General features: G+C 39.5%; 11 protein-coding genes. All 11 read right to left on the bottom strand.

The genetic code is table 11. From position 1 onward, the window contains the following. Positions 1-18: 18 nt before the first annotated feature. Complete coding sequence (locus tag RZO55_RS14540) at positions 19-885, bottom strand: hypothetical protein (protein WP_318064984.1); 867 nt, start codon at positions 883-885, stop codon at positions 19-21. Between the two features lie 312 nt (positions 886-1,197). After that, positions 1,198-1,857, bottom strand: coding sequence for a recombinase family protein (locus tag RZO55_RS14545; RefSeq protein ID WP_318064985.1), 660 nt, complete (start codon positions 1,855-1,857; stop codon positions 1,198-1,200). 220 nt (positions 1,858-2,077) lie between these two features. Further along, entirely contained in the window at positions 2,078-2,458 is a 381-nt protein-coding gene (locus RZO55_RS14550) for a hypothetical protein (RefSeq protein WP_318064986.1), read from the bottom strand. A 94-nt stretch (positions 2,459-2,552) separates the two neighbouring features. Next, entirely contained in the window at positions 2,553-2,675 is a 123-nt protein-coding gene (locus RZO55_RS14555) for a hypothetical protein (protein WP_318064987.1), read from the bottom strand. Positions 2,676-2,794: 119 nt separating this feature from the next. Beyond that, positions 2,795-3,211, bottom strand: coding sequence for a hypothetical protein (locus RZO55_RS14560; RefSeq protein WP_318064988.1), 417 nt, complete (start codon positions 3,209-3,211; stop codon positions 2,795-2,797). A 126-nt stretch (positions 3,212-3,337) separates the two neighbouring features. Then, positions 3,338-4,816, bottom strand: coding sequence for a recombinase family protein (locus tag RZO55_RS14565; protein WP_318064989.1), 1,479 nt, complete (start codon positions 4,814-4,816; stop codon positions 3,338-3,340). An 11-nt stretch (positions 4,817-4,827) separates the two neighbouring features. Then, complete coding sequence (locus tag RZO55_RS14570) at positions 4,828-5,004, bottom strand: hypothetical protein (protein WP_318064990.1); 177 nt, start codon at positions 5,002-5,004, stop codon at positions 4,828-4,830. A gap of 70 nt (positions 5,005-5,074) precedes the next feature. Next, positions 5,075-5,437: a hypothetical protein gene (locus RZO55_RS14575; protein ID WP_318064991.1), complete on the bottom strand. Its 363-nt coding sequence runs from the start codon at positions 5,435-5,437 to the stop codon at positions 5,075-5,077. A 10-nt stretch (positions 5,438-5,447) separates the two neighbouring features. After that, complete coding sequence (locus tag RZO55_RS14580; protein WP_318064992.1) at positions 5,448-6,035, bottom strand: hypothetical protein; 588 nt, start codon at positions 6,033-6,035, stop codon at positions 5,448-5,450. Next, entirely contained in the window at positions 6,022-7,113 is a 1,092-nt protein-coding gene (locus RZO55_RS14585; protein WP_318064993.1) for a hypothetical protein, read from the bottom strand. The genes RZO55_RS14580 and RZO55_RS14585 overlap by 14 nt, the downstream gene beginning before the upstream one ends. Next, on the bottom strand, positions 7,103-18,964 hold the full coding sequence (locus RZO55_RS14590) for a SpaA isopeptide-forming pilin-related protein (protein WP_318064994.1): 11,862 nt from the start codon (positions 18,962-18,964) through the stop codon (positions 7,103-7,105). The genes RZO55_RS14585 and RZO55_RS14590 overlap by 11 nt, the downstream gene beginning before the upstream one ends. Positions 18,965-19,008 lie beyond the last annotated feature (44 nt).

The raw sequence follows: 19,008 nt of genomic DNA on the forward strand, positions 1-19,008 counted from the left end.
TTAAAAATCATAATAACACTAAATATACTTTTTCCATTTCATAAGAAATTTTAAAATTGGATCATTAATGCATGGCCGATAGAACTTTGGGAATATTTTATTTGCCTCGTCATCGCGTAACAATGGTCTTTGTGAATACCACTCGTCCCAGTCACTTACATAATTGCTCCTAGAATTACGCATATTTAAGTAATCTTCATAGCGCTCTCTTTGAATGCATACTTGATCCCTTGATAATTTTATTAACCCTAATGGGTGTTCGTTTTTTACCCAAATTTCATATTCACCCCCGTGCATAGGTGAATATCTGCAAGTATCTTCTGGATAAGCTAAAACCTTATAATGAATTACAACATCTTCTATTGGTATGTTGCGTACAATAGTAATACTGGCACCATAATGAAACGGTTGCCCATCCCCTGCATATGATGTAATTGTGTTTGTTTTTAATATAATCTCCTCTCTACCATTTTCAATCTGATCAATAATTTGATCAATCTCAAATGGTCTCAATGCACGAACTATTTTTATAAAATTACTTTTTAATTCGCGTTCCAAGTATTGTTGTGTTTTTACATACATTAATTTTAACTCTTCTTCCGCTTCTATCAAATCTCTTTCAGTTAATAAAGAAAAAGCTCTTTCGATATCGTAACTATTACCATTTTGTTGCATAAAGCCATCTTCATATCCATAAAGTCTATGTATATTAAACATTTTAGAAAAACAAAATGTTAGAAATGCTCTTCCGATACATGCATAGTCACTATTAATATACCCTGTACATTTATCAAGCTTTCTTTCTGGATCACAATAAGATCCCCCAAACAATGCTTCGTGATTTATTTTGTTTTGTATAATAAATTTATCTTCATTGCCTCTCATAATGTTACTCCTTTTGTTATCTTAATTACATCGAAATATTAGCTTTCCAAAATTTTTAACTAAAGCTATTTGCCGATCTGGACCGGCAGGCTCTGCGGAGTTTCAGTTTACTGACTATTTCTCCCAGAGATTCGGGGATATTTACAAAGCTACCTTTATAAATGCAAGGCGCAAAATCCCCTAAACTGCTGTCTTATATTAAGACTTCCAAATCCTCGGTTTTCCCTTTGGTTTTTTTATTCTTTTTTCAATCTTTAATAATCTATTTTGAAGAATCCTTAACGATCTGGTTTCTACTTGTGAAGTTCTCAATTATGTTGTAAAAATTTTATTATTATTCATTGATTCAATTTCTAGTTCTTTTTTATAACGGTAATATGTTGTATCCGATATATTTAATTCCTTCATTAACTTTGATGCTGATATCTCACTTATTAAAACTCTATCATATTGATTTCTAAACTCTTCAATAGATAGGGATCTTGGCCTTCCGTATTTTTGCCAATCCCCTCTTAATTTCATAGTCTCAATACCTTCTCTTTGCCGCTTTTGCCGCTTTTCCATTTCTGCTTGCGCATATGCCGCATACATTTCAACCAGCATATTATTAATAGTTTCCATCAACATTGTAGCTAATTGATCTGTGAAAGTAGAAAAATCCATTAATGTTGTAGGAATCTCTAAAATCATAACTCTGATATTATTATCTTTATAAAACTGTAACTCCTGCAATATTGCTTTTTTATTTCTACCCAATCGATCACATTCTGTTATAATGAGGGTATCACCTGATCTTAATACATCTTCTTTTAATACTGTATATCGAGGACGATTAAAGTCTTTTCCTGATATTTTGTCAACATATATCTTTTGTAGATGTATACTTCTTGTATACGCAAAGTCATGGAGTTCTTTCAACCCCCTATCCAAATGTTGTTCTTGTGTACTTACTCTATGATATCCATAATACAAATTAATCACCTCATATTACAAGTATATTACAAACACCCCGAAATGTAAATTTATAATTGGGGTGTTTTAAATATATTGCTTTATACTTTTCGGGGTTATTTTTTAAGGGTTTTATAATCCACTTTAAATGTATACATTTAGGGTGGATAGAATTATTTAAAGTGCTACAAATAGGCATTTCAAAATCAAAAAAGTCGTTTTTTAATCCATCACTCTCCATTTACCCCTTTTCAATAATATTACACAAAATTTCCTCTGTTAAAGGAGTATCCAAGCCTATAACTATTGGATCGTACATAGAAGTATCATAAGATAAAAATTCACTTTTTTTCCCCTTAAACAGAAGTAAAAATTTCTTTTCCTTATTTTCTACTTGTAGAATTCCTCCAATACTATCATCTTCTGGTGGTATCCAGAATTTTACATTTTTGTTTTTTTCACAAAAATCGTAAAGAGAATCGAAAGCTTCCTTTTCATTTAGATTCCTACAATATATGCCTACTTTAGAAGTCTGGAATAAATGTACTCGTCCCAGAACCCTATATGAACTTCCATTTCTGCTTTTCTTTTTATATTGAAATCCGGCAAGCATAGTGTTCATTGGGTTCTATACCTGGATAGGCTACAAAATCTTTTACAACTTTTTTCAATGTATCAGGATAAATTAAATTACTATATACTTCTCCGTCTGGTCCTCAATTCTGAATATAGCACTTAGTAAGCCCTTTTTCAGTTTTCTTTGCTATTCTGGCAAATGGAGCATAAAGAAACCTTACTCCGTCAGCTTCAAGTGATAAATCTCCAATGTTCTTTTTCATTTTACTTACTTTAATATTTTTCATTCTATGAAAAACATATTTGGAGAAAAGCTCCCTAGAATTAATACTTTTATTATTAAGAATTTTTTCAGAAAATGTATCAACATTAATACTTCGGATCAATAAAGGCAAACCACTTCTTCGTTTACCTCTAAATCATCTTCATTTGATGATTTAGAGGTAGCCTGATCCATTTCTGTTTCTTCGTTTAATTCAAATTTTTTAGGATTAAAAGTGAGATAGGTGAGAACTTGTCCACTTTCTTCATCAATAACATAAGCCGTTTGTCTTTCTTGTTCACCTGAAGAAGTTTTATAACGACAACAAGATTTTTTATGCTCATAATTATTATGTTCTGGATAAATTTTTAAATCTTCTGAAATTCTGTAAAATAGCTTTTGATCACTTCTGCAGCCGCACCACATAAATTCCTTTTTATCATTAAACTGTTTTTTTATTATTTCTCTATGCTCTCTGTCTAAATATCCAGGATATACATCTTTATTGCTAATTAACACAAATTTTGTATTATACATTTTCTGCCTCCCTATGTTCAGATTTTATATACAGTAATATCCATTCTCTTAATTAATTTGTTTCCTATGTTTCTATATTTCCTGTAAGATTTTAATAGACACCTACCCAGATGGATAGGTGTCTTGTTACTTCTTCCATACCAGTTTGATATAGTCATTATATGTAATAACAGCTTCAATGTAAGAGAACGCCACTGCCCTCTTATCGTCTTTGTTTAGCTCCGAAAATATAATCTTTTGCGGAGTTACTAACTCCTGGATCACTTTAGCCTTTTGATCCATCAACTTATTCTTTTTTTCAGTAAGCTCTTTCAGTTCTTTATTAACGTATTCCATCGTCAATGCACTGACCGTTTTTGTTTTAAGCACTTGCAACAAATTAGTTATGGCTTCATCTATCCTGATAAGCTCAAGTTCAATTTCATTTGTACCATGGACTGTTTCCATCGGCGTCGGCTTGCACCTATCAAAAAGAGCTTCCAGTTCTTTTTCTACAGATTGTTCAATATCATCAATCTTCATTTCAAGCGCCAGATCACAATCAAAATACTCTTTTCCCCTGCACCGCATGTTACGGATTGTCTCACCGTCCGTCTTACGTTTATATCTTCTAACCATGACCGCTCGCCCGCAAACACCGCATTTTAACAATCCAGTCAGCCAGCTGGTACGCGGTCCATCATTAGAAACCACTTGCTGGTTGGTATCAAGCTTTTGTTGGCATTTTAACCACAATTCTGAATCTATAAAGCCAGGCCAGTTACCAATAGCAAATGTAGTTTCCTGTGGTTTTAAAGTATCCCTATTCGTAGCTCCCTGTTTACCAATCAACATGCCACCTTGTTTACCGTCAAATTCTTCTAATGGATTTAGAATGCTTACACCCAGCTTTTTAAAATAAGTATAAACGGCGTGGTCACATTTTACACTAACTGGGTTTCTGAGTATACGAGCAATAGCGGTAGAGGACCAGTTTTTGCTATTGGGGCCAGGACATTTCTTATGCGTAAGTATACGCCGTATATCACCAAGGCTTGTTGTTGGATAGGAATACATTTTCATGATTTCTTCCAGCACATTTATTGATTCGCCTACCTTCAAAGAGGATACCTTTTTATTATCCTGTACAATTATAGCATTACTATATCCATATGGGGCTGGACCGCCAGGCCAACGGCCTAACTCAATTCTGTCGTAGTAATTATCATATACTCTTTTTGATATCTGTTCTCTCTCCAGTTGCGCAAACACAGCCATAATAAAAATCATTGCTTTTCCGATCGGGGTTGATGTATCAAAATTCTCTGTAACAGAAACAAATTCCACCCCAAACTTATTCATATATTCCCAGATATTAGCAAAATCGAGAAGAGACCTGGTAAATCGGTCCAGTTTATAAACCAATACTCTGCTTATAACTCCATTTTTTATATCACCTAAAAGTCTGTTAAATTCTGGTCTGTGTATGACATCCTTTCCTGATATTCCTCTATCAATATATATTCCTGGTTCACCAACTGCAACGCTCCTGGCAAAATTCAATTGCGTTTCGATTGATAAACTGTCTTTTTTTTCAATTGATTGCCTCGCATAAATAGCATCCATATCTTTTTCAATTAATTCCCTTTCTTTTTAAAATCAATGTTCTTCCCGTTGTCAGAAATGGCACTGTTTTTTTTACTTCCTTTCTCTTTATTATAGAAAATCAATTGAAGTTCTGTATATACAGCTTGTAGTCTTTTTTCTCTTTCAAGGGCATCTTTATAGTCCGGGTACACATTTTCTACTCTCATAAAATACAATTTCACTCCATTAAGTACTTTATTTTGTTTCAATATATGATTTGTATCGTTAATTCTTGTGTCAAGACAAGTTGTATCTGAGCATTTCTGCAATTTTGTTTAAAAAAACAACGATATGAGGGTTATGACAATAAGATCTCAGCTCCTCGATTCCCTGTAGATAAACAGTTTGCAGTCCATACCTGGGTTCCGGATAGCAGAGTGCTGTAATAGCAATAAACATAAGTACTGCAATCGCAATCAAAAGAGCAGCTATTATAATACCTCTCAAAGTATAAATTAAGAATTTCAAATTGCTGGATTTTTCCACAACAACAACATTCTTATTTTTGATTTTATGCTTTTTCTTTAAATATCTTTGATCCTTTTCATAAGCAAGATCTTCCTTGACCTTTTTCACTAATACATTATTAAATTTCGCCATATGTATACTCCTATAGTTTTAAGAATGTTCGATATATCTGATTAGCCGTAGCAGAATAGGAATACGCATCCGGGACATAATCAGCAAAAAAGGTAAGGTCCCCTTTTTCCTCCATCATTTCCTTTATAGCCTCTCTATCACCATTTGGTACAAAGTTAAAGATATACCCCGTAGCCGCATATGTCTGATTTAACAGCACATTGTACACGGAATTTATTTCTCCTGGCTTAATTCCCGCGCAGAAGATCCGGAAATTCTGCTCCAGAAAAGATATTTTTTCAAAGACTGGGTCGGCAATAGATCCGTAATCCTTAACTAGGTATTCATATTCCAGCTTACTAACCTCTGCAATATTTTCCTGTTTAAACATATCAATTCCATCAAAAGTAACACGTTTCGTTTTCCTGTCTTCCTTTATGTTATTGTATAATTCTTTTACACCATCGATATATCCATGGCGATTCATTTCTATATAACAGGATCGATACCCCATTAAGCTTAAATATTTTATAATCTGCATTGCCTGAGTCGTAGTTCCAATGCGCCCCAGGCAGCCAGCAACCGCAATCGTCTGGCTCTCTTTTTTAAATTTCCTCATCCTCTTCCTCCTCAATTTCAGGTGATTTATTTTTCTTACGTTTCATACTCTTTTTAGCAAGAATCAACAATATAATTGCAATTAGTAATAAAAATAGTAGTATTGCTAATGTTATTGGATTCGATAACAGCCATTTTAGGAAATCCCAGAACCCCTTTCGTCCATCCCGCTCATAAGTAGCTGTTGCTTCTTTCTTATAAATAATCTTCTCTGTCTGATTTTCAGCTTTTTCATCAATATAAGTTCCGTGATAGACATTGGCCCCTATGGAAGGAAAGGTCACATCCCCTCCATAGACTCCATTAATATCTTTTACAAGCTTACGTCCGGAAGCGATTGCATTCCGGGTCATCTCTCCTGCCTTTAATTCAGGTTCTCCATCCCATTCTATTTTTGTTATCTCATAATACTGTGAAGGTAAATTAAGATAATTTAAAAACTCATTTGCATGATCTATTAATGGAGAATTATTAGATATCTCGGTCTCACCCAGCATATAGGAATCTGAATCGTAACCAGTCACGGTTATTGGAAAAGAAAAATTATAGTCCCAGTAAGTGCTGCTCTCTTTATAATCAACCGCTGGGAGCTTTACTTGTATTTCCTGTTTTAAATCTTCATTTATTACCTTAACCACTACGATCTCCGGAAGCGAATCTATATATTCTACACCTTTGTAAATTATGGGGGCTTCTGAATATTTTGAAGTTTCTTCCGTTACTATTTTTGTTAGTTTACTGGTTATTAAACGATACTTTTTCCCTTCCTTCGTTATCTCCTCTTTCGGAGCATATACTTCTGGATCTCCAACAAAGGGATCAGAGTCATATATAATAATGTCACCTGGATAGACTTCTTCTACATTATCTATTTTGACAGATTTTAGCCGATAGATAATACCCTCCTTTTCATAAGTATCTTTAAACTGAGATCTTCCATCCTCCTCTTTTATATAAGTCCTATACTCTTTTTTTATTTCAATGGACGTTTCTTTTGCATGTGCTAATCCAGCGCACCCCAGAACAAGGGGTGCAACAAGGATCATAGCAGCAAAACCTTTCTTAAGTTTATTTTTCATCTTTCTTATCTCTTCTCCTCCTTACGATGACAATTCCAGTCACAATACCAGCAAGTCCGATACATAAAACAAATCTACCACCCAGGCCTCCATCACCTGTCTTAGGTAATCTGCTCAACCAGCCCCAGAATCCTTTTCCTTTATGACTTGTAATTCCAAGACCATATAAGTTAGATTGATATTGTGCAGTTATAATGCCTTTTTTCTTTCCGCGCTCCGGACTGTTAAACATTGTTAGTTCTCCTGTTACGGTTCCATCGTCCCTTACGTAAATAGTCAAATAGGAATCAGTCTTTCTATACCCTTCCGGAGCTTTCATTTCATGAACAGTATATTGTCCAGAACGGATCGGATGGAATGAAATAATGCCATTTTTATCTGTCATCCCTTTGAATACCGGCTCTCCAGCTTCATTTCTGATCTCTAGCTCAGCTCCAGCTAATCTTTCCCTTGTTTCAGTATCTGCCTTTTGGATTATCACTTCCGGAGAAAGGTAATTAACAACTGATACTGTACTGTTTTCTGATACCTCTCCATTTTTTATGTTAAAAGAGTAAGTATTATCTGTTGTAAGGTAGCCAGGAGCTGCCTTTGTCTCTTTGTATGTATAGGTCCCGTTTTCTGGCATATCGAATTTTGCGTATCCATCCTCCCCAGTATTCACAGTCAGGTATAAACTTCCGTTAGGGCGGTAAATAGAAAATTCCACTCCTTTAATTCCCTGCCCTGTTGCTGCATCTGTTTTGTAGAGATACATTTTATCTGAGCCTGGGTTTTGTTGCTTGAGATCTGTCATATTAACCTCAAATAGTCCGGGGCCTTTGGGTACAGTAAATGCTATATCAGAGGAAAGGAGGTATCCAGCTGGAGCATTTACCTCATGAAGATAATAAGTTCTTTCTGCCACTAATTTTGCTGTGATATCTATCGGTTCATCTGTTGATACAAAATCTGGTACAACTACGTTTTTTTGCTGATCCAATATCTGTAAAGTAGCTCCGCTTAAAATATGACCTGATGAATCCATTTTTCTTATACGGATTCTTGTTTCATCATTTCTCATTTCTAACTGATCTACTCTTCCATCCTTGCTGACAGTAAAGGTAATATCTTCTGCATAGGCATAGCCATCTACCGGTTTTTCTTCAATTAAGTGATATGTTTCTCCAGCAATTAGTTTTCCGATGATTTCATGGGGCTGCTCTCCGGACATCCACTCTTCTAACAGATTCCCTTCATGATCTATTACACTCAGACGATTTCCGGGAAGTTCTTCGCTGCCCGTGATTGCCTTTTTAGAGAGTATTACATGAGTCGGATCATCAATCATTACCACCTTATCTTTATCACCATTTAAGCTAATGGAGAAAGGGATATCTTCCGCATAGGCATAGCCATCTGCCGGTCTTACTTCATGGAGCCAGTAGTTTTTTCCAGCAATTAACTGTCCTTTTAATACTTTAAACTCATTTCCTGTTGTAAAGATTAAATCTTCCCCGGTTGTGATGCCATTTCCATCACGAACCGCTTTTGCAGCTGTTTTATCCTCATTTAAGATCTGAAGCGTACTTCCAGATAGAGAATGCGCTGCCTCAGAAGGAGTACTCTCCGTCAGAAACTTGGCCAGTTTTTGAATTTCAACTTCCGTTTTTCGATCCTTCATAGTAACGGTTATGGTTTCTGCTTCTTCTGGCACAGTAAATGTCACACTTTCGCTATAGGCATAACCGGCAGGAGGCTCCTCCTCCGAAAGTTCATAGGTTTTTCCGGCAATTAAAAGTCCTGAAAAAATAACTGGTTGTCCTGTTGGTGTAAACTCTTTGATCAATGTGCCAGTATCCTTTTCCCTGATACTAAACCGCCCTCCACTTAGAAGCTCTCCTGATTCTGCATCCGTTTTTAAAATGCTCACTTCTGTCTTCTGATCCTCCATGATAATGGTCTCAGGAATTCCGCTGTCTTCTGCAGTAAATCTAATATCCTTCTCGTAAGCGTATCCATTTGGGGAACAGATTTCTTTTAAGATATATTCTTTCCCAGGTGTCACAAGTTTTGCTGGGATCTGTACCCGTTCTCCTTCCTTAGTAAATTCATAAATTGTTTTATTTGTCTCTGCATCAATAAGCTGATAGCTGCCTCCGGAAAGCTCCTTGCCAGTATCATGGTCAAGCTTGGAAAAAAACGGCTGCATAGTCCGGTCTTCCATATCAACGTTATCAACCATTCCTGAAGGATTTACTTCAAATCGGTATGCACCGCTTAAAAGGCTGTTCCCATCGCTGTAAGAGGTTGTCTCCATAAGTTTATAGCTTCCTCCGGCTGTCAGGATTTCCCTGATCGATTCATCATTCCGGTTGCTTTCAAACACTTCACTTTGGAAGTTTTTCTGAATTTCTCCGGTCATGATCTTCTCACCCGGTTCATATCCATCTGCTCCCACTTTGGTGATTTCATATCTGGTTCCATAGGGCAGACCGGAAAAGGTAATAAATCCATCTCCGGTAAGAGTGATATCACCCTCTCCTTTGATTCTTCCTGTTTTGGAACCAGCAAACGCCTGATATCCAATTAAGACCGTTCCTGCCTGATCTGTGAATTTCACATGATAGGTAAAGGTATCTGCCTGGCTCTTTCCTGTCCCAGTCAGATTATTTATTATGCTGGCTGATCCGTCCGGGACAATCGGGTTCCAGAGATTCGTAGTTTTTATGACCGCTCCGGCTGTCGTTATAAAGTTTGCTTCGGCTTCCGTTCCGTTTTCTCCGTTAACTATAGCTACCACATCCACGGTTCCACTGTCATGGGCAGTTACATTGGTAAGATTCCAGGTTACATTTCCGTTTAATTCCACTCCATATGCGGTGGAGCGTAAATAATCAAGTCCCCCTTGGAGAACCGCTTTTACTTTTATATCTGCCGGGTAACTGTATGGATTGTTATAGGAAATTGTGTATTTCAAGACGCTTCCTACCTTAACTGCACTGTGACCTGTCCCAACGATGCTTGTCACTTCGACAATTGGACTTTCTTTCGTAACCGGGTTGGTTATGTTGTAATCGTGGGTATCATCACTGACGATCCAGTCTGCCAGCACATTTCCCTCAGAGTCGGTCAGTTCCTGCCTGGTCTCTAAATAAGTTCTGGAAGGCAGCGAGTAGTTTCCCTGTTCATCAAGATAGATCCGTCTAGTTTCTTTCCCAGATTTTTCTGTCTGGCCATCTGAATACCTGGTATACTCGGTAATCTCATATAAATGTCCGTCCATGATCCCGTCATTAGCAGTCAGAGAAAGGCTGCTTCCTGTTCCCATTAAGGCTGGAAGCTCTGTCCCGGTATCTAAATCCTTTAAGATAAGGTAGGTTTTTACTGGAACTTTTCCGATTATGGTAAGTGATTCTATGGTGCCATTCTCACTTGCCAGTTTTAAAACACTGAAATCATTGGATACGTTTAGGATTCCTGTTCCTGAATGATTTACAGTAAAAATCACCGGCGCTGAAAGAACGTATCCAGCTGGAGCTTTTAACTCTTCCATGATATAAACCTGTCCTGCAGACAGCTTCTTTGTCAGGGTGAAACCGTTGGGACCCGAAACGGTTATTGCTATGGCTTCTCCGTCCTTTTCATATTCTCCGTTTACAGCTACTGCATGGTAAACAGCAATCTCAGCTCCTTCCACCGCCATACCAGTGCCAAAATTGGTTTTTCTAAAATTAATGTTGGTTGGACTATTCTCAATTTCACAGGAATAAAGTAGTTCATTTCCGTTCCCTTTCCCATCAAATTGGAATTTTTTCACTCCCTCGGAAATCTGGTAAAAATCCGGTGGGGAAATTTCTTCTACCGTATAGGAGTATGGTTTTATGGTCCCATCTGTCCGGACCTCGCCCACCGAAAGGCCGGTGAGTTGTGACTCCCCATCTGATCCGGTAGTCATGTACCAGGTTTCTCCTGTCTCTTTGTTTGTTACTTTAAACCTTGCATGTTCCAGCCAGTCTCCGGTATCGGAAGCTTTCTTTTTTATCTCCAGTTTCCCAGTAGCCGGAATGTTGACCACTTTATAAAATGGGACTTTTTCAGCGCCTACCGTAAACTTTACCGGATCTGCTTTCTGCATATAGGGTGGTGCCTCTTTCTCCACGATGTAATAGGTACCGTAGGCAGTCTTATCGATTCGGTGAGGTTTTAAATCTCCAACAGAAAAGCCTTCGGGCATGTTCCCATTAAACTTATCTTCTTCTGTGTAGATTCCGTCTGATCCAGAAGTCCATGATTCAACTAAATGAGATTCATCTTCTAAAAGATTCCCGTCTGCATCTGCCCGATATAAGGCAAGTATGGCTCCGGTAACTGCATATTCGTTGGTACCATCATTTACTACCTTTAAGACATTGATATACTTCTCTTCATTTTCAAGGCTGAATCTTTGCACATCTCCGATTTCAGTAAGGACAATTGCTTTCGGATCGGCTGCTTCATACCCATAGGGAACCGTTTCTTCCACCAGAACGTAAGTGCCTATTTTATTACCCTCTTTTTCTGTATCAAGAGGTAAATAATCGATCCGGTGCATTCCCTCTAGCGTATCATAACTTTTGATTCCTCCATTCTCTTTGTAATTAAACTGGTATTCGAAGTTCAGCGGCAGCTGACCGTCTGTATCAAGGGAGCCGTTTGTGACATTCCGGTAAATGGTGATCCGTATTGTTTTTCCTGTGTCTGTGGTCCAGGTTTCTGTGATTCCTTCCCCGTTTCCAGACTGAATCATTCTGGTAAGGGAAGCAGTTCGTTCCCCTTCTTTGGTCTGCCAGGTGATGGAAGTCAATTCCTTTCCGCTTTCTTTGTAGGCAGCTTCAAAATCCGTAATAAAACTGGACTGGTTTTCCGATAGTCTGAAAAATGATTTTAATCGATCAATGATACTAGTGCTGATTTCCGTTTTTTCTGTATATTCCGTTAAATCATCAGTAGTCCATTCTTCAATCTTTTTTGCCGGGTCATACATTGGTTTTCCGTTTTCAAATAAAATATTTCCTTCACTGTCAGATTTGGCTTTAAATAAAGCAAGTCCTGCAGCGTGATCATTGGGAAGGGATACTTTATTCCCCTTGCTGTCAATGTAATATTTATAGACTTCCAGTTTAGTGTGATCATTCTTTATATTGACGGTCTGGACCTCTCCAGTTTCCTTTATCTCAACTTCCATGGAAGTACGGACATAACCGCTTGCGGCCTCTGCTTCTTCAAGTATGTAATCTCCTGCCGGGATTCCTTCAAAGTATTTGGGAGTTCCGTCCGTGATCCAGTCGACAATCACTGTCATCGGAGCATTATCTGCGCTATTTTCCACCGTCCACTTAGCTGGTGTATTTTCTGCTTTTATCAGATAATACCCCTTGGGATAATTCTCACTGTCGGTGGTATAGACTCTTTTTCCCTTGTAAAGTGCTAAATACGCACCGGATACCTGACTGTAACTATAGGCTCCTTTCGGCTCTGTGACGGTTAGTCCATTCTGGTAATCGCTGATTACGTTAATCTTTAACTGATCCGCTGCATCTGTTTTTACAATCTCAACTTTGATTTTTTTATCTTCCATACTGGTCTTGTTGACCTCTCTGAATTCATTTACAGTAACGCCTTCCGGGAGTCCCTTTACATAACCTGATGGAGCCGTTACCTCTTCCATAATGTAGGTCCCTGGAATCACTCTCTTTAGCATATCTGCCTGGCCTACTGTCATATCTTTCTTAAATGGATCGTTAGGATACTTCTCTCCGGTAATCCAGGTGTTTTCCATCACCCAGGACTCTCCCTGGCGGTGATAAAGTTTCTTATCATCTGTGATATTCTCTTCTTCTCCAATATCCTTCATACCAGTCTGATTGTTTATGCTGTAGGAAGAATTGTTATAAGCAAAAAGAAGATCATCATATTTGTAGCGGACGAAGTCACCGTCTATATCATAAATGGGTTCTCCTTTTTTATAGGTTTCACCTGACTTCTGATAATACTCCGGAAGTCCATGACCATTTAAAACTGGATTCATGCTTTTTACCAGGCTGCTTCCGTTGTGGGTCCCTGTAATGTATTCCTGATCCGTATCGGCGTTGATAGCAGCAACTCTCCAGGTTTTTATTTTCTCCCTGGCAATCACTGCGCCGCTTTCCGTCTGAGAGATCTTTACCGGCCATACCAGAAGTTTTTCCCCTTCTTTAGCAAAAGCCATGCCGGTGGTAGGATTTACATATGAATCTCGGTTTCCATCACTGTCCAAGTGATACATAGTGGTCCCAGAGCTTAAGTTGAAAATTTTATCGACAGGGTTATATTTCACTGCCAATAAATCCCCTCCTGTAAGTTCAAAGATTGGCTGGCCAGATTTTAAAACATAAATTGATTCCTGATTCTTCACCTGAACTCTATTCCCGTCTTTATCATAGCCATAAATTTTTCCGTCCGTTCCGGTCTCTGTTACCTTAAGCCCTCCAAGGGAGTAAAACAGGATATCGGTATCCCCTCTTTCTATAGTCTCATAGGTCCAGGTTCCATTCCCGGTCTCTCCTGCAAGGCTTCCCTCTGTATCTTCCTTTCTTAAAAACTCCACGGTATTGCCAGCGTAACCCTTTAATACATTTACGGTCTGAACATTATTATTCCGGTCTCTCTTCACTTCCACGCCGTTGTATCCATAATCTCCGCTGTCTCCGCTCTCTGTTATGGTTATGGCATCGTATAGGACCATTTTTGCGCCAGATACGTAACGGTTCTGATCATCATCGGTATCCAGTGTTCTCTCTATGAGACCGTAGCCGGCAAAAACACCATCGACATAAATCAGATTTACATCGTCCCCAGCATCCTTTCTGGACTGAAGGTATTCCATAGTTCCTTTGTACCAGGCATATCCTAAGTAAGTTCCGTTTTTATAAGCAAATTCTAAATTTTCATTTCCATACTTCTGCTTTAATTCCAGTTCTGTCCCTTCAAGCCTGGTATCCGTTTTATAGGTTACGGTATGAACCGAATCCTTAATTTTAGACACTTCAAGGCGTACTGGAGTATTTCCTATATAGATTCTGGCGGTATCTTCTACCTTAGTTCCAGCCTGATTCTTGTCCGCATAAATGGCTGCAGCTACCCGGCTGTCCCGGTTTCCGTCAAGATAATAGGTTGTCTGGTCGGAATAGATTTCAATGGCTACCGGTTTGGTTCTTACATAGCCAGCCGGAGGTTTGATCTCACACAGGACATAGGTCCCTGCCCCAAGGGGCTGCGGTGTTACTAAATAGCCTGTATTCTGATCTTGATAAGAAGTACTTGTTAAATCTCTTTCCTTCGCCTGTGTTCCATCCCTGGTGGTCGTAATAGCCTCAAACTGCCCGGTTCTTCTTCCTTCCTGATCGGCAAGGATTACCTGCTCCTCCTCTTTACAGATCGGAGTTCCTGCTGGTACAGTTCCGGTCCATGTCTCTCCGGACTGAATAATGTTACTGGCATCCATGGCTTTTAAAAATTCCTTTGAGCCTTCGATATTGGTATCAGCTTCATAAAACTTTACCAGGCCGTCCGTATTTTCTCCATCCTCTCTGGATGCTGCATAAAGGGCAAATAAGGCTCCATCATGAAGGATATTTTCTCCTGTTTCGGAATCCACCTTTTCAATCCGTAACCTGCTTGTGTAAAAGGTGTTCCGGTACTTTCGATAAGCATAGCCCTTATAGCTCGATGTTCCATCCAGATTCTGTACGGTATCTTCCGTTTCATCAGCTGGCTCTGCGACACTCCACGGTACCAGCATGGACGCGTATTTCCCGTCATAAGCTGTCTGCATTCCTTCCATAACCGTCACATTGTCCCGGTAGACCTCTCCATCTCCGGAAGGGAAGGAAACATTGTCATAGGTCTGTTTATCTTCAGATGCAGACCCGTAACGGTAGATTTTTTCTATTCCGTCTGTCTCATAAGTGGTTCCGTTTGCAGTATGCTTTCCGGAATTTCCATTGTCGGCCAGATAGTGGCTGTTTGGATTTCCACCGGCGCCTTCCGGATCAACCAACGTGTTGTAGTAATCCTTTACTGGATCATTTCCTCCCTGGGTAATGGTAAAGTGTCCTCGTCCTGATGGATCACCGGCAGATGAGCCGGAAAGCTTGTTAAGGTCTAAACCGTACTGATAAATTTCATAATCCCCCAGGTAATTGTGCGCCCGGATTACATACTTTCTTAAATCATCTCCGCCTTCTCCCGGCCACTCCTCGTTAAAGCGGATATGGTATTTGGAGGAAAGCTGTGAGACGTTATCCGCTGCGTTATAATGATAATAGTTGCTTAATACCTCCGGGGTCTGATCTGATCCGGATTTACCACCCTCAGAGCCTGCCCCGCTCCATCGGGCATAGACCGATGGAAGTTCGATTTCCTTGGGCGCATCGGTTTTATAATGCTTATTAAAAAGGTCCCCTAAGTCTTTGTTAAAGGGCTGCTGTTCTACAGCCAAATAGGTTCCGTATGGAAGATATTCTGAGATACCATAACAATAACCCGCTCCGGTATCTTCTAAATCTGCACTAAGCGTTGTATTGTCTTTATCTTTTCCTCCGTCTGTTTCACTGTCCCAGCTGATCGAGTAGATTTCATCTAAATCATAAGTAAAAAACGGTTTTAAGTAGTTTTCTGCCTTCTTAATTGCTTCGGAAAGGGCTTTATCATAAATCTCATCGGAATATGATTCATTACCTGAAGCACTTTCTTTCTCCCCAGCAGGATTATCTTTGACCAGCTTTGCTACTTCATCGTCTAGATACCAGGTTATGGCAAACTGGCGGACATGATCAGACTGAAGGGCGTTATCTTTTGCGGTATCTGAGGTATTGATCTTATTTTCAATATCCGCATTGTTATGTAAGGCTGGATAGTCTTTTTCCCCTCCGTTTATTCCAAATAGGAGTTTTTTTATAATTGCAAATGGTTTAAAGGAGCTGCTATTATTATCTGTCCGGTCCCACTGGTCCTCATTGGCCACTTTTATTGCATCAAAGAATTTTTTATAATTGTCGCAGTTGACCTCCCGTTCATTTCCAGCCTTGTCTTTGACTTTTTGCTTCGTTTTCTCCAAAATCGTCGTATAGCCTGGGTTCTGATTTAGATTAATCAAGCCACTGGTATAGTTATAAAGTTCCGTATTGGCGATTGCTGCCTTGTTTGAATCCTTACTTAGAGAATTGGTCTGGTAATCTACCCTGGTGTAAAGCTTTTGGGCTTTTTCAGGGAAAGCTGCCCGGTAGGTATTGATATCCACAGTGTTACCATTTCGATTCTGCCATGTTACGGTTCCATCCTCTGCTCGGTAGAGCCGTTCTAAGTTGGACTTTAAATAGGCTTTGAACCGAAAGTTCTTTAAATATCCTGCGTCATTTTCTTTACCTCCTGCGTTTTCCGTAAACTTATCCTCATGTCCAGTTTCTGCATAGGTATTATCTTTATAAGTTCCATCATTATTAGTAGAAATATCCTTTGTAATCTTGATCTTCTGCATAATGGGACGCTCTTCTACAGAAATTTTCCTTTGGCGTGTCCCTCCATCTGAATATAACTGGTTTTTATCATAATGCAGCGTAACCGTTTCAATGTAGGTCCCTGCCCCGGCCATATTAGGAGATACGGAGATAGTTCCGTAATACCCAGCGTATTCCTCCGGTGTGGTATTTGTCCCTTCCACAAAATCATCTGTATAGGAAATCTTGTAATCAGTAGAAGTGGTTTCATTTTCCCCTCCCACCTCTATGGTATAACCTTTCCCGTCATAAACAGCCGTTACAGGGGTATCCACATCTTTCAGCTCATACCCAGGAGAAACCTGGACCTCTTCCTGAACCATGATTGTCTTAATGCTTCCATCGTTATTCCGGATCGGTTCGCCCTCACTGTATACCCAGTAAGTACGCTCCGGGCTTTCCGTCACCGTAATGGCTGACAAATCTTCCGGATAGATGGCTTTTGTCTTTGACAATTCACCGGATCTTACCTTCGCATAGGTCACAAATCCGTTTGAGTTTTCGGTTGAATCTGCAAACTGATCCGGCGTATATGGTACATACACATATCCAGGTAATTCCGTTCCATTGATATCAAAATCAATGTCTTTCTTTATATAAAGGATTTTTAATACTTCATCATAGATGCTTGCCGATATTGAAGTACCTACCCGATAAGAATAGCGGATAACTGCTTTTCCATCTTTTATTTCTTCTATTTTCAAACAGTTAAAAGTAGAAAGCCCGGCAGTCTCCATGCCTTCATATAGGCTTATGGCCTGTTCCTCAAAGGTATCTCCCTCTACCGGAATCATCATCCACGGTGCACTCTCATCCGGCTCCTTAAACGAAGCTTTCTTTAATGCTGCGTTGGCGTCCTCTGCGATGTCCCCGGTATTTTCCTTATCCTGGAAGGTTGGAATCGTATAACGCAGAGCATTATCAGGCCTGGCTGCGATATAGTCATACTCCGGTTCGGATACCTTAGTGACGGTAGCTGTATCCCCGTTTGGCAGGGAAATGATATCCCCGGCCTTTGCTGGTACAGATTCACCGTTTATAATGACTCTAGCTCCTTCCGTTTGTGCCAGAGCGTTTTCCTTTTTGGTCACATATTCCGTATGAGTTCCGCTTGGATCTTCTACCACCTGGCTTTTCGTTGTATAAAAGGAGGCACCTTTTGGAATGTTCTGCGCATAAATCTGATACCCGTTTATGGTTCCGCTGCTCTTTACCGTAAAGGTATTAATTCCCTTTACCCGATCTACGCCAATAGTTCCTACAGATACGGTCCCCTCTGCGGAAGGATTTCCGCCAGCTTGAAAAGCATCCCTATTACTAATAGCTGCATCCTTTCCATAGACAGACAGCTCATAACCTTCTGAACGGGTCAGTTCTTTCACGTAATACTGAGTTCCATCTGCATTTACAATCAAAGGTCTTCCGATCCAGCAGTTTCCGTTTAAGGTTTCATTATTTTCTATCGGATAGGAATGGCTGCTGTCCCCGGTACCGTCCTTTCCCTGGTTGGAGGAAAGTTTCTCATAACCGGAAGACGTTTCATTCCGGCTGTCTGTAAGGGAAATGCTGCTTCCCCTTTCAGTATGTCCCTCAAAGCTTTCGGTATCTGACTCTTTTCCTATTGCTGCTCCCATGCCAGTGTAAAGATTTCCCGGTGCCTGGTCTGCCCAGCCGTTACTTGTCTTTTCGATAGCACCGTTCTGGTAATTGAAGGTATATCCGGGAGCCTGGGTAATGGCTAGGAAACTGGCATCACCATTCCGGTCTGTTGTCGCAACAGAAACCAGATCATCTTTTTGAAACACTACTCCAGAATGTCCGTCTGGATGAGGGATATCCGTTGCCGCAAATAGTCCGTAGACAGCGCCCTCTAAAGTTCCGTCCCCCTGGGAATCTCCATAGGCATTGTAAGAATCATTTTCTCCGTTCTTTAAATCCATATCTTTCTTATTCATATGGATATCTCCTTCAGTCCGGTGATCAAATGCAATGAAGGTCCAGTCTTTTATTGAAGAATCAAGAAGGTCAACACGGCTTGTATCAGTAGATTCCGGAAGAGAAGAAAGGGATGAACCACTCACATCGGACTCATCATCTCCGAAGGATTTAAAATAAAAGAATGATGTCGCTTTATTTGCCAGCGTTTGAACCTTAGAAGCCAGAAATTTAACACCAGATACCAGACCTTCCAAAAAGCCGGTAAAGGTAATTCCTCCATTCACACTATCTGCATTGGAGCGAGTAGCTGTTTTCTTTATTATTGCTTCAGAAGCGGAAGCAACAGGTTCCTTCACAATTAAATCAGGATTTACAATTGTTTCCGGCTGTGCTGCTGTGG

Source organism: Clostridium boliviensis, assembly GCF_033342255.1.
Taxonomy (GTDB): Bacteria; Bacillota; Clostridia; order Lachnospirales; family Lachnospiraceae; genus Lacrimispora; species Lacrimispora boliviensis.